Below are 12,646 nucleotides of genomic sequence, written 5' to 3' on the forward strand. Positions count from 1 at the left end.
GGCAGGCGGTCTTGCGCCCCGTGGGACGGGGGCGAATAGTTGAGGGAGAGCCCGTCCACGGGGAGACCCTGTTCCCAGGGAGCACGGCATGGTCCTGCTCGGCCGGAAACCGCAGGAGGCGCCGCCGGTACGGCGGTCGCGCGGCGCGATCCTGGTGTCCTGGATCACCACCACCGACCACAAGGTGATCGGTTACCTGTACCTGACGACCTCGTTCGTCTTCTTCCTGCTGGCCGGGCTGATGGCCATGGTCATCCGCGCCGAGCTGGCGGAACCGGGGCTGCAGTTCACCAGCAACGAGCAGTACAACCAGATGTTCACCATCCACGGGACGGTGATGCTGCTGCTGTTCGCGACCCCGCTGTTCGTCGGCTTCGCCAACGTGATCATGCCGTTGCAGATCGGGTCGCCGGACGTGGCCTTCCCCCGGCTCAACATGTTCAGCTACTGGCTGTTCCTGTTCGGCGGGCTGATCGTGTTCTTCTCGTTCGTGTCGCCGGGCGGCGCGGCCAGCTTCGGCTGGACCGCCTACGCGCCGCTCAACAACGAGATCCGCACGCCCGGCGTCGGCGCCGACCTGTGGATCATGGGGCTGGCGCTGTCGGGCTTCGGCACCATCCTCGGCGCGGTCAACTTCGTCACCACCATCGTGGGGATGCGCGCGCCCGGCATGACCATGTTCCGGATGCCGATCTTCACCTGGAACGTGTTCCTGACCAGCGTGCTGGTGCTGATGGCGTTCCCGATCCTGGCGGCGGCGCTGCTGGTGCTGATGTCGGACCGCAAGTTCGGCTCGCACGTGTTCGACCCGTCGGTGGGCGGCGCGATGACCTGGCAGCACCTGTTCTGGTTCTTCGGGCATCCCGAGGTCTACATCATCGCGCTGCCGTTCTTCGGGATCATCACCGAGGTCATCCCGGTGTTCAGCCGCAAACCGCTGTTCGGCTACCTGAGCATGGTCGCCGCGACCGTCGCCATCACGGGGCTGTCGATGGCGGTGTGGGCGCACCACATGTTCACCACCGGGCGGGTCCTGCTGCCGTTCTTCTCGTTCATGACGTTCCTGATCGCGGTGCCGACGGGGGTGAAGTTCTTCAACTGGGTCGGCACGATGTGGCGCGGCCAGGTCAGCATGGAGACGCCCATGCTGTGGTCGGTGGGGTTCCTGGTGACGTTCCTGTTCGGCGGGCTGACCGGGATCATCCTGGCGTCGCCGCCGATGGACTTCCAGTTGCACGACTCCTACTTCGTCGTCGGCCACTTCCACTACGTGGTTTTCGGAACGGTCGTATTCGCGATGTTCGCCGGGCTGTATTTCTGGTGGCCGAAGATGACCGGAAGGATGCTCGACGAACGCTGGGGAAAGGTCCACTTCTGGACGCTGTTCGTCGGCTTCCACACCACGTTCCTGATCCAGCACTGGCTGGGCGCCCAGGGCATGCCGCGCCGGTACGCCGACTACCCCGACGAGTTCGTCACCCTCAACCGGATCTCCAGCGCCGGGGCGTTCCTGCTGGGCATCTCGACGCTGTTCTTCCTCTACAACGTCTACAAGACCACGCGGAGCGCGCCGCGCATCGAGGCCGACGACCCCTGGGGTTACGGAAACTCCCTTGAGTGGGCGACGTCCTGTCCGCCACCCCGGCACAACTTCAAGTCCATCCCCCGGATCCGATCCGAAAGGCCCGCTTTCGACCTGCACTATCCTCGGCAGACCTCGCAGGAGGCCCTGTCGGGCAAGGGAGAACACGCCTCCGGTGAACACGGGGAGTGAAGGCCGGGAACGGTCAGAATTTCATATGCCGCGAAAATTCGCTCACTGAGCGTTCTACCTTCGTCGCATGGAGCGACAACAGACCCAGCGCGACTGGGCCGCCTGGCACAAGGAGTACGACGACCCCCACTCGCCCCTGTCACGGCGCCTCACCCTCGTCCGCCGGCGCATCGCCGAGATCCTCGACGCCGCGCCCGCCGGACCGGTCCGGACCGTGTCGTTATGCGCGGGCCAGGGCCGTGACCTGATCGGCGCGGCGGCCGGGCACCCCCGCGCCGCCGACGTCCGGGCCCGGCTCGTGGAGCTGGACCCCGAGAACGTGCGGGCGGCGCGGGAGGCCGCCCTGAGCCTCGGCCTCCCCGGCATCACGGCGGTCGCCGCCGACGCCTCGGTCACCGACGCCTACCTCGGGGCCGTTCCGGCGGACCTGGTGCTGGTGTGCGGGGTGTTCGGCAACATCACCGACGCCGACATCCGGCGGACCGTGTCGCTGCTGCCACGCCTGTGCGCCCCCGGCGCGCACGTGGTGTGGACCCGCAACCGGGTCCCGCCCGACCCCACCCCCGACATCTGCCGCTGGTTCGGCGAGCACGGCTTCCAGGCGTGCTGGCTGTCCCCGCCCGAGGCGGGCGTCTACGGGGTCGGCGTCCACCGCTTCACCGGGACGCCCCTCCCGCTGGAGCCGGGCGTGCGGATGTTCACGTTCGTCGGGTACGACGAGCTGCGCGACGGCGCCCCCTGGCCGTCCTGAGAACGGGCTTCGTGAAAACAGCCGAGAGGAAACACCCTCGTGAGATGACCGGAATCCGGGGCGGGCCCGCCTCCCGCGGCCCGTCCGGACCGGTTTCCCGCAACCCGGCTTCGGCAGGTGTGCGCCCGACTACAATCGGCCACCGTCGTTCAAGTCGGGCCCACAGCGATATGAGGACGGCGATCGTCATGATCCGATCGCACCACGGTCCATCGCACCACGATCCATCGCGGACCTGCGGGAACCTGCCGGCGGTGCTGGCCGCGGCGGGCTGCGCGCTCACCGCCGTCACGGCCGTGGACCTCGCGCTGCCCGCGTCCCGCACCGTCCTCGCCCTGCTGGTCGCCGTGCCCGCGCTCGGCGCGCTGTGGCCCGTCCGCGACCGCCACGTCCTGCTGGTCGGGGCCGTGGACCTGCTCTTCGTGCTGCCGCTGCTCCCGCGCCACTGGGACGACCTGCCGCACCTCGTGGTGACCGTCCCGCTGGGCATCGTGTGCACGACCGGCGTGGTCGCCTTGGCCGCCCACCGCCGGGCGCGCGCCGCCGACGCCGCGGCCGACGCCGCCGCCGACCTGCGCGTGATCGCCGAGACCATGCAGCGCGCCGTGCTGCGGCCCGTCCCGCCGCGCGTGGGGCGCGTCCGGGCGCAGGTGCGCTACCTGGCCGCCGCCGGGCCGGTCCAGGTCGGCGGCGACCTGTACGACGTGCTGGACACCCCGTTCGGCACCCGCGTGATCATCGGGGACGTGATGGGCAAGGGCCTGACCGCGGTGGAGAAGGCCATCGACGTGCTGGGCGCCTTCCGCGAGCTGGCCCGCCGCGAACCGGGCCTGCCGGGCCTGGCCGGGCGGCTGGACGACTTCCTCGCCGTCCGCGACCCCGACCAGGGGTTCGTCACCGCCCTGATCGCCGAGATCCCCGCCGACTCCGCCACGGTCCGGCTGGTGTGCTGCGGGCACCCGCCGCCGCTGGTGCTGTCGGGCGGGCGGGTCGCGTTCGTCGACGACCTGCCCTCGTCCCCGCCGCTGGGCCTGCTGCGGCTGCCCGTGGCCGAGGAGCGCGACGCCCGCGACCCGTGCTCGGCGGGCGCGGTCACCCTGGGCGCGGGCGACCGGCTGCTGCTCTACACCGACGGGGTCACCGAGGCGCGCGACGCCGACGGCGCCTTCTACCCGCTGGCCGAACGCGCCGCCCGGATCGCCCGCCAGGGCCGCGGCCGGTTCCTGGACCGGCTGAAGAACGACCTGGTCGCGCACGGCAAGGGACGCCGCCAGGACGACGCGGCGCTGCTGTTGCTGGAGTTCGACCACGCGGCGGCCCCGGCCGGGGCGACGGCCCGCTGACCGCCGCCCTCCCGGCCCGTCAGGCCGCGCGGCCCCGGCTCACCCGCCCGAACGCAGGCGCGCCACCGCCAGCGAGGCCACCTTCACCGCGGCGCCCGGGTTGAGGCGCATGCCCCGCCAGGCCGCGCGGCCGTGCGCGGGGGCGACGATGAGCGCCTGGTTGCGCGCCACGCCCCGCATGATGTCGCGGGCCAGCTTCTCGGCCGTGTACAGGCGCGGCGCGGCCTTCTGGATGTCGTCCTTGGCGTCGCCGCTCATCGAGGTCGGCGGCAGGTCCGGGTTGACGTTGGTGAGCAGCGGGGTGTCCACGAAGCTCGGGCACACCACGCTGACCTTCACGCCGCGCCCGGCGGCCTCGGCGCGCAGGCCCAGCGACAGGCCCACCACCGCGTGCTTGGTGGCGGTGTAGGGGATGCCGAGCGGCATCGGCACCAGGCCGGCCAGCGAGGCGGTGTTGACGATGTGCCCGGACCGCTGCTCCAGCATGATCGGGTAGGCGGCGTGCACGCCGTGCACCACGCCCTTGAGGTTGATGTCGATGGCGCGGTCCCAGTGGTCGAGGGTGAGCTCCTCGGCCGCGCCGCCGATCGAGATCCCGGCGTTGTTGAACACCAGGTCGAGCGCGCCGTGCTCGGCCCGGACGCCCCGGTACAGCTCCTCGACCGCGGCGGCGTCGGTGACGTCCAGCCGGGCGGCGGCCGCCTTGCCCCGGCCCAGGGAGTTGAGCCGGTCGGCGACCTTCCCGGCGCCCTCCTCGTTGATGTCGGTGACGACCACCGTGTCGCCGCGCGCCACCAGGCAGGTGGCGACAGCGCGGCCGATGCCGGACGCGCCTCCGGTCACGATCGCAATGCTCATCGGGGCTCCGCTCGCTGTGCTGGGCTCGCTGTGCTGGGTGGGTGGTGGCCGTGGCGGCCGGGGGGACGCCCCGCGCGGGCCGCCGCGGACAAGGGGGGAGTGGCCGCGGCGGCCTCGCGGGGGCCCCGGCCCGCGGGCCGGGGCCGAGGGGGAGTGGTCCCGGGCCCGCCGGGCGGTATTGGATGTACTGTTGAATTGCGGCGAGTCTACCGGATCACCGTCCGGCGGTCGCGACCCGGCCGATCTCGAAGTCGGACGGGTCGATCCGGCGCGTGCGCAGCCAGTAGTTCACCGTGGAGGCCGGCCAGGCGGCGCGGTTGACGCCGTCGGCGTCCAGATACCAGCTCTTGCATCCGCCGGCCACCCACACGGCGCCTTCGGACTTCCTCCGCACCCACCGGTTGAACCGGTCCTCGACGTCGTCGCGCACCGCGATCCGGCTCCCGCCGCGGGCGTCCAGCAGTTCGAGGCACTGCAGGACGTAGCGGATCTGCGCCTCGATCATGAAGATCATCGAGTTGTGGCCCAGCCCGGAGTTCGGGCCGATCAGCAGGAACAGGTTCGGGAAGCCCGCCACCGTGACGCCCATGTGCGCCCGCATGCCGTCCTTCCAGGCGTCCTGGATGCGCAGCCCGTGGCGGCCCACGATGTGCGCGTCCTCGAACGCGTCGGTCACGTGGAACCCGGTCCCGAAGATGATCGCGTCGACCTCGTGCTCGGTGCCGTCCCCCGCGACGATCGAGTGCTCGCGGACCTCGGCGATCCCGGTGGTGGTCAGCTCGACGTTCGGCCGCGTCAGTGCCGGATAGTAGTCGCTGGACACCAGCGTCCGCTTGCAGCCCATCGTGTAGTCCGGGGTGAGCCTGCGGCGCAGTTCGGGGTCCGGCACCTGCCGCGCCAGGTGCAGCCTGGCCAGCGAGCTGGCGGCCTTGAGCAGCCTCGGGTTCTTGAAGCCGAGGACGAAGCTCTCCTGGACCAGGTAGACGCCGTTGCGGTAGGCGCGCTGCACGCCCGGAACGCGCCGGAACAGCGCCCGCTCGACCCCGCTGATCGGCCGGTCCGGCTTGGGCAGGATCCACGGCGGCGTCCGCTGGAACACCGTCAGCCGCCCGACCTTCCCGGCGATCCTCGGGACGAACTGGATCGCCGACGCGCCCGTCCCGACGACGGCGACGCGCTTGCCGGTCAGGTCGTAGTCGTGGTCCCACCGCGCGGAGTGGAACGTCGTCCCCCGGAAGCCCTCCAGCCCCGGCAGGTCCGGGACGCTGGGGTGGTGCAGCGGGCCCATGCCCGCGACCAGCGTCCGGCCCCGCACGACCTCGCCGTCGGCCGCGCCCGCCCCGTCCACGGTGACCCGCCAGGTGTCGGTGGCGTCCTCGTACTCGGCCCCCGTCACCTCGGTCCGGAACCGGATGTGCTGCTCCAGGTCGTACTTGGCGACGATGTCCTTGATGTAGGCCAGCAGCTCGCGCTGCTCGGGGAACATCCTCGACCAGTCGCTCTTGGGCTCGAACGAGTAGGAGTACAGCAGCGACATGATGTCGCAGGCGCAGCCCGGGTAGGTGTTCTCCCGCCAGGTGCCGCCGACCTCGTCGGCCTTCTCCAGGACGACGAAGTCGTGGATCCCGTTCCGCTTCAGCGCGATCGCCATGCCCAGCCCGGAGAACCCGGTCCCGACGATCACGACCTTGTAGGGGCCGCCCGGCCCGGCCGCGGGCGTCACCACGGCGGGCCGGGACCGCTGCCCCGCGCCGTCCCGTTCGGTGCCGGTCACGCCGCTCACGCGGCCTTCACGGCGCGGCGGGACTTTTTCGGGTCCTCCCAGATGCCGAACGCCTTCCAGATCCGCTTGTTGACCGGCGTGATGACCCCCAGCTCGTCCATCAGCTCGCGGATCTTGCCGACCGAGTTGCAGATCTCCTGCTTGGCCTCGGGGTTGTCCTTGTAGGCCGCGCGCACGACCTCGTCGGGGATGCCGAAGTGCCGCACCATCGGGCCGGGCGGGGCCAGCATGATCCGCGCCATCACGCCCAGCACGACCGGGGTCAGCGCGCCCAGCAGCCGCCGCCGGGTCCGGTTCATCCTCGGCACCCGGTGCTTGAGGTAGTGCCGGGCGAACGAGATGTGCCGGGCCTCCTCCGCGATGTGGATCCGCATGATGGTCTCCTCCAGGGGGTGCTTGATGTGCCCGCCCTTGAGGGACTTGCGCTGCACGTAGTCGATCGGGTCCTCGCCGCCCAGCACGAACACGAAGAACATCTCGGTGCTGATCAGCGGGATCCACGGCGCGAGCTGCGCCACCAGCGTCAGCGACCGCGGCATGCCCCGGATCGGCAGCTTCGTGCGGTTCACGAACTCCTGGAACATCATCCCGTGGTGACATTCCTCGGTCGTCTCGTGGTAGACGTACCGGAACTCCGGCCGCCCGTTGGGCAGCCAGTAGGCGTAGTTGAGCAGCCCGCGCTTGAGCAGGTTCTCGAACTGCAGGCCGATCTTCATCGCGGTCGCGACCCGCCACAGCCCGATCTGCGCCTGGATCTCCGGCGGCTGCGACCGGTACCACTCGGTCTGGCCGAGCCGGTCGAACGGCGGCAGCACCCAGCGCGGGTCGTTCCTGTCGACCTGGAACTCCGGGTCGTCCCAGGGGACGTCGGCGTAGGCCTCCCAGTGCTTCTCGACCGACGCCTTGTTCAGGCGGTCGATGACGCCCAGGTAGGACTTCTTGTCCTTGACCTGCGCGCGCACTTCCTCGGCGAGTTCGGTCGGTGCTTGGGCCATGGTTGCGCTCCCTCGGGGGTGAAGGGTTCGGCGGAGGTGGGTCACCCCGTCGCCGCGGGGCCGGCGTCGCCCCGGTCGCCGGGGACGATCAGCCGGGCGATGCTCTTGACCTGTGCCAGCACGGCGGCCTGGTGGCCCGCGTCGTCATCGTCGAGCGCGTTCTGCACCGACAGCCCGACGAACATCGCGAACAGCCCGCGCAGCGTCGTCGGGACGGCGTCCTCGGGCAGGTTCGAGGCGGGGAACAGCTTCTCGAACGTCTCCAGGATGACCTGGAGGATGCGCTCGTTCAGGTCGCGGCAGAGCGGGCGCAGCTCGTCGTCGGTGCGCGCCGCGACCGCCAGCTCCAGCAGCGCCTTGGCGGGGCGGCCGCGGAAGATCTCCCACAGCAGGTCCAGCGCGCCCTCGACGTTGCGCCGTTCGGGCGGCAGCGCCGCGAACGCCGACTCGAACGCCAGCCGCTGCGCCTCCAGCAGGTGCTCCAGCGCGGCGGCGACCAGCTCCATCTTGGTGGGGTAGTGGTGCTGCTGCGCGCCCCGCGACACGCCCGCGCGCCGGGCGACCTCGGTGGTGGAGGTCCCGGACCAGCCGAGGTCCACCAGGCACTCCATGGTGGCCTCCAGCAGCCGGGCCTGCGTGCGCGACCGGCGTTCCTCCTGGGTGCGGCGCGTGCCGCTTCCGCTCGGACGCCGTCGGCGAGTGCTTACTGACACACCTCGACGGTAAGAGCGTCAGTTACAAGCAAGCAAGCCTGCATGTATGTTGCGCGCATCACAATTGGACGCGAAGTCCAATCAAGGGGGTCCGGCGGCACGCGGTGCCGAAATTCCGCCGGTAATTTTCTGACAGGCATCGTGACTCAGTGAATTTTTGCAGTAATTTGACGATCATGTCGCCGCGTTTCCCGCCCGCCGGGACGAGCATTGACCGCGCGGCGGCCGCGCGCGGCACGCGCCGGTCGTGCCGCGTCAGGGGTCAACGCCTCTCGGACCCCCTCGTCCCCCGCGAAAGGAGAGCACATGGAACTGGGTGTGCTGCTGCCCACCACCGGCCCGGCCGCCTCCCCCGAGGTCATCGCCGCCACCGCCGAGCAGGCCGAACGCGTCGGCCTCGGGTCGGTCTGGGTCCAGGAACGCCTGCTCCGCCCGCCCGCCGACATCTCCTACGGCGGGCTCACGCCGCCCGCGCCCGCGCCCGCCGAGTGGGCGGTCGTGTACGACCCGCTGGAGACCCTCGCCTACGTGGCGGCCCGCACCGCCCGGATCGTCCTCGGCACGTCCGTGGTCGCCGCGCTGTTCCACCCACCGGTCGTGCTGGCCCGCCGGATCGCCACCGTCGACCGGCTGTCCGGCGGGCGGCTGCTGGTCGGCCTCGGGCAGGGCTGGATGCCGCAGGAGTTCGAGGCGGCGGGCGTGCCGATGAGCCGCCGGGGCGCGGGCTTCGAGGAGCACGTCGCCGCGATGCGCGCCGTGTGGGGTCCCGACCCGGTGTCGTTCCGGGGCCGCCTCCACACCATCGGCGAGTCGCAGATCGGCCCGAAACCGGTCCGGCGCGGCGGCCCTCCGCTCGTGGTGGGCGCGACCACCGAGAAGGCGATCGGGCGCGCGGCGCGGCTCGGCGCCGGGCTCACCCTGGCCGTGTACCGGTGGGACGACCTGGAGGGCGCGGTCGGCGGGCTGCGGTACGCCGCGGCCGAGGCGGGGCGCGACCCGTCGGCGCTGCCGGTCGTCGCGCAGGCCAACGGCCCCGTCACCGACCGGGACCTCGGCGCGGACCGGCTGCCGCTGACCGGTTCGGTGCGCCAGGTCGCCGCCGACCTGGAACGGCTGGCGAAACTGAACGTCGACCACGTCTACTGGCCCCTCGGTGAGGGCCGTCGCGCCGACCGGCTCGGCCCGCTCGCCGAACTCCGGTCGGCCTGTCCCTGACCCCGGACCGGGACGAACCCGAAGAAGCCGGACGGGGCTGGGCGGGCACTGGTCCGTACCACCCGAGCGCACCTGCCACATGCGTGAATAGGGTTGGTTCATGCAGGTGAACCAGTCGGGGAAGCTCAGCAACGTCTGTTACGACATCCGCGGGCCGGTGCTCAAGCGGGCCAAGCAGCTGGAGGCCGAAGGCCACCGCATCCTCAAGCTGCACATCGGCAACCCGGCCCCGTTCGGCTTCGAGGCGCCGCCCGAGCTGATCCAGGACATGATCCGCGGCCTGCCGGAGGCGCACGGCTACAGCGACTCCAAGGGCATCCTGCCCGCCCGCCGCGCCGTCGTGCAGCGCTGCGAGCAGCTCGGGATCGCCGGGGTGGACGTCGAGGACGTCTACCTGGGCAACGGCGTCTCCGAACTGATCGTGATGACGCTCCAGGCGCTGCTCAACGACGGCGACCAGGTGCTCATCCCCGCGCCCGACTACCCGCTGTGGACCGCGGCGGTGTCGCTGAGCGGCGGCACCCCGGTCCACTACCGCTGCGACGAGGCCGCCGACTGGCAGCCCGATCTCGACGACATCGAGGCGAAGATCACCGACCGTACCCGGGCGATTGTGATCATCAACCCGAACAACCCGACCGGCGCGGTCTACTCCCGGGAGGTCCTGGCGCGGATCGCCGAGCTCGCGCGCCGCCGCAACCTGCTGATCTTCTCCGACGAGATCTACGACAAGATCCTGTACGACGGCGCCGCGCACGTCCCGATCGCCTCGCTCGCGCCGGACGTGCTGTGCCTGACGTTCGGCGGCCTGTCCAAGAACTACCGGGTCGCGGGCTTCCGCTCCGGCTGGGTCGTGCTGTCGGGGCCCAAGGAGCACGCCGAGTCCTACATCGAGGGCCTGGACATCCTGGCGAACATGCGGCTGTGCCCGAACGTGCCCGCCCAGTACGCCATCCAGGCCGCGCTCGGCGGCCACCAGAGCATCGAGGACCTGGTGCTGCCCACCGGCCGCCTCGGCGAGCAGCGCGACCGGGCCGCCAAGCTGCTGAACGACCTGCCGGGCGTGAGCTGCGTGCGGCCCAAGGGCGCGCTGTACGTGTTCCCGCGCCTCGACCCGGAGATGTACCCGATCGCCGACGACGTGCGGTTCGCGTTCGACCTGCTGGAGCAGCAGAAGATCCTGGTGGTGCAGGGGACCGGCTTCAACTGGCCGAGCACCGACCACTTCCGCGTCGTCACCCTCCAGCACGCCGACGAGCTGGAGGAGGCCATCGGCCGGATCGGCGACTTCCTGGAGACGATCCGGCGCTGAGCGTTCCGCCGGCGCGGGTGGAGCGGGGTCTCGGTCGGCCCCACCCGCACCGTCCCCCCACGGCCCCGGGCGGTCAGGTGCCCGGGACGTGCTCCAACCGGAAGTACTGGTTGCTGGTGTACGTGCAGGACGCGGTCCTGAGAACGGCCCCGTACCCCTCCAGGCACTCACCGGTGTAGGAGTTCTTCCAGTAGACGGGCTTGCCCGCCCACATCGCGTCGTAGTCGGAGACGACCCATAGGGCGCCGGAGAACTCGCAGTGGTCCTGCTCCACGACCTTGCTGGTGGTGGAGGCGGCCCGCATGCAGTACTTGGAGTGCCGGTTCTCCAGCTTCCGCTGGGTGCCCGATCCGAGGATCTTCCAGTGCTGCGCCCCGTAGCCGTCCTTGATCGACTGGATGATCGGCGCCCGCCGCTCCTTGGAGTGCTCGTAGGGCATGGCCGCCTTGCCGGACTTCAGGTTGATCATCCAGTAGAACGGCCCCGGCCCCGCCTTCGCCGCGACGGCGGAGGTGGTGGCGGTGCTCGCCGCGGCCGCGGCGCACGTCCCGGCCGCGGCGACGCCCAACGTCGCGGTGGCGGCCGCCGCCAGCGCCAGGTGGCGGAATCCCATGTGGTTGCTCATATCGTCCTTCCTCAGGTAGCCGGCACGCATGACGGCCGGAACGGCTGGTCGCCGGAGTCGTTGCACGGCGCGGACCTGGTTCGCATGTTCTGCTCCTTGGCTGTCGTGCCGACTCCAGGAGCGTCGCGCGGCGGGCCGGGGGCGCGGATCGGTGAGCGTCACCGACTTAGGGCGGGACTGGGTAGGCAACCCGGTAGGTCAGTGGAACTCCGGATGCCGCGGGGCGGGGACCTGCGGATACTCGGAGCCATGACGTTGGGGGAGAGCCCCGCCATGGTGGGGCGCGAGGCCGAGTCGGCACTGGTGGGCGACCTGGTCGCGAGAGCGGCCGGGGGACGCGGCGGGATGCTGGTGGTGCTGGGCGAGGCCGGGATCGGCAAGAGCCTGCTGCTGGCCGGGACCGCCGCCCGCGCGCGGGCGGCCGGGATGCTCGTGCTGACGGGGCGCGCGGTGCAGGGCGGCGGCGCGTACCGGCCGCTGGCGGAGGCGCTGTTCGGCCAGCTGCGCGACGAACCCCCGAACGCCTCGGCGGAGCTGCGCCCCTACCGCGCGGCGCTGGGACGGCTGCTGCCGTGCTGGGCGGGGGAGGGGGAACCGCCCCCGCCGCTGGTGGACCCGGTGGTGGTGCTCGGCGAGGGGCTGGCGCGGCTGCTGTCGCTGCTGAACGGCGGACGCGGCTGCCTGCTGGTGCTGGAGGACCTGCACTGGGCCGACGCCGACACCCTGGCGGTCCTGGAGTACCTGGCCGGGGCGGTGCGCGAGCTGCCCGTCCTGGTCGCCGGGTCGGCGCGCGACGAGGAGCACCAGCCGTGCCGGGGCAGCCGCGTCCTCGACCGCCCCGAGACGACCGCGGTGCGGCTGCGGCGGCTGGACCCGGCCGGGATCGTCGAGCTGGCGCGGCGCCGCGCCGGGACCGCCGGCCTGCCCGAGCCGGTGCGGCGGCTGGTGCTGGACAAGTCCGACGGCCTGCCGTTCCTGGTCGAGGAGCTGGTGGCGGGCGCGTTGGAGGGGAGCGCGCCCGCTCCGGTCCCGCCGACGCTGGCGGGCCTGGTGGACGCGCGGCTGGCGGCGCTGGATCCCGGTCACCGGCGGGTCGTGGAGGCCGCGGCGGTCGTCGGGGGCGAGCCCGACCCGGCGGTGCTCGGCCCGGTCACCGGGCTGGACGAGGCGACGGTGCTGGCGGCGCTGCGCGCCGGACGGCCCCGGCTGCTGGTGCCGGCCGGGGACGCGCTGCGCTGGCGGCACGCCCTGACGAGGGAGGCGGTGCTGGCCGCCGT

At 71.8% G+C, this 12,646-nt stretch carries 11 protein-coding genes; 6 read left to right on the top strand and 5 right to left on the bottom strand.

Going from position 1 to position 12,646, the window contains the following annotated elements; translation table 11 throughout:
- Positions 1-88 precede the first annotated feature (88 nt).
- The 3 genes from ctaD (at position 89) to AKI01S_RS36255 (ending at position 3,868) form a co-directional block, all read left to right on the top strand.
- Positions 89-1,774, top strand: coding sequence for an aa3-type cytochrome oxidase subunit I (gene ctaD / locus AKI01S_RS36245; RefSeq protein ID WP_067828443.1), 1,686 nt, complete (start codon positions 89-91; stop codon positions 1,772-1,774).
- Between the two features lie 67 nt (positions 1,775-1,841).
- Positions 1,842-2,525 carry a class I SAM-dependent methyltransferase gene (locus AKI01S_RS36250; RefSeq protein WP_067828446.1) on the top strand — a complete coding sequence of 228 codons (684 nt, stop codon included), beginning with the start codon at positions 1,842-1,844 and terminating at the stop codon, positions 2,523-2,525.
- 254 nt (positions 2,526-2,779) lie between these two features.
- Positions 2,780-3,868 carry a PP2C family protein-serine/threonine phosphatase gene (locus tag AKI01S_RS36255; RefSeq protein ID WP_067828449.1) on the top strand — a complete coding sequence of 363 codons (1,089 nt, stop codon included), beginning with the start codon at positions 2,780-2,782 and terminating at the stop codon, positions 3,866-3,868.
- A 39-nt stretch (positions 3,869-3,907) separates the two neighbouring features.
- Here AKI01S_RS36255 and AKI01S_RS36260 read toward each other — a convergent pair whose 3' ends face one another.
- The 4 genes from AKI01S_RS36260 to AKI01S_RS36275 form a co-directional block, all read right to left on the bottom strand.
- Entirely contained in the window at positions 3,908-4,726 is an 819-nt protein-coding gene (locus tag AKI01S_RS36260; protein WP_067828453.1) for an SDR family NAD(P)-dependent oxidoreductase, read from the bottom strand.
- 214 nt (positions 4,727-4,940) lie between these two features.
- Complete coding sequence (locus tag AKI01S_RS36265; RefSeq protein ID WP_067828486.1) at positions 4,941-6,452, bottom strand: flavin-containing monooxygenase; 1,512 nt, start codon at positions 6,450-6,452, stop codon at positions 4,941-4,943.
- A 53-nt stretch (positions 6,453-6,505) separates the two neighbouring features.
- Positions 6,506-7,504, bottom strand: a complete 999-nt coding sequence (locus tag AKI01S_RS36270; protein WP_067828456.1) for an AurF N-oxygenase family protein — start codon at positions 7,502-7,504, stop codon at positions 6,506-6,508.
- 41 nt (positions 7,505-7,545) lie between these two features.
- A complete protein-coding gene (locus tag AKI01S_RS36275; RefSeq protein WP_245681921.1) occupies positions 7,546-8,217 on the bottom strand; it encodes a TetR/AcrR family transcriptional regulator in 672 nt (223 codons plus the stop codon).
- 306 nt (positions 8,218-8,523) lie between these two features.
- On the opposite strand from AKI01S_RS36275, the gene AKI01S_RS36280 reads away from it, so the two are divergent.
- Together AKI01S_RS36280 and AKI01S_RS36285 are read left to right on the top strand one after the other, a co-directional pair.
- Positions 8,524-9,432 carry a TIGR03619 family F420-dependent LLM class oxidoreductase gene (locus tag AKI01S_RS36280; protein WP_067828462.1) on the top strand — a complete coding sequence of 303 codons (909 nt, stop codon included), beginning with the start codon at positions 8,524-8,526 and terminating at the stop codon, positions 9,430-9,432.
- 100 nt (positions 9,433-9,532) lie between these two features.
- Complete coding sequence (locus AKI01S_RS36285) at positions 9,533-10,744, top strand: pyridoxal phosphate-dependent aminotransferase (protein WP_067828465.1); 1,212 nt, start codon at positions 9,533-9,535, stop codon at positions 10,742-10,744.
- 73 nt (positions 10,745-10,817) lie between these two features.
- Here the strand turns inward: AKI01S_RS36285 and AKI01S_RS36290 are convergent, their stop codons facing one another.
- A complete protein-coding gene (locus AKI01S_RS36290; protein WP_067828468.1) occupies positions 10,818-11,369 on the bottom strand; it encodes an RICIN domain-containing protein in 552 nt (183 codons plus the stop codon).
- Between the two features lie 249 nt (positions 11,370-11,618).
- Here AKI01S_RS36290 and AKI01S_RS54425 point away from each other — a divergent pair.
- Positions 11,619-12,646 (top strand): ATP-binding protein (locus AKI01S_RS54425; RefSeq protein ID WP_169814075.1); only part of this gene is annotated, 1,028 nt, incomplete at its 3' end.

Origin of the sequence: Actinomadura kijaniata NBRC 14229 (genome assembly GCF_001552175.1) — a bacterium.
In the GTDB taxonomy this organism is placed as follows: Bacteria; Actinomycetota; Actinomycetes; order Streptosporangiales; family Streptosporangiaceae; genus Spirillospora; species Spirillospora kijaniata.

Bases quoted from the DNA above. Each gene is read 5' to 3' on its own strand.
- ctaD (WP_067828443.1), top strand. From the start codon at position 89: ATGGTCCTGCTCGGCCGGAAACCGCAGGAGGCGCCGCCGGTACGGCGG.
- AKI01S_RS36250 (WP_067828446.1), top strand. From the start codon at position 1,842: ATGGAGCGACAACAGACCCAGCGCGACTGGGCCGCCTGGCACAAGGAG.
- AKI01S_RS36260 (WP_067828453.1), bottom strand. From the start codon at position 4,726: ATGAGCATTGCGATCGTGACCGGAGGCGCGTCCGGCATCGGCCGCGCT.
- AKI01S_RS36270 (WP_067828456.1), bottom strand. From the start codon at position 7,504: ATGGCCCAAGCACCGACCGAACTCGCCGAGGAAGTGCGCGCGCAGGTC.
- AKI01S_RS36280 (WP_067828462.1), top strand. From the start codon at position 8,524: ATGGAACTGGGTGTGCTGCTGCCCACCACCGGCCCGGCCGCCTCCCCC.
- AKI01S_RS36285 (WP_067828465.1), top strand. From the start codon at position 9,533: ATGCAGGTGAACCAGTCGGGGAAGCTCAGCAACGTCTGTTACGACATC.
- AKI01S_RS36290 (WP_067828468.1), bottom strand. From the start codon at position 11,369: ATGAGCAACCACATGGGATTCCGCCACCTGGCGCTGGCGGCGGCCGCC.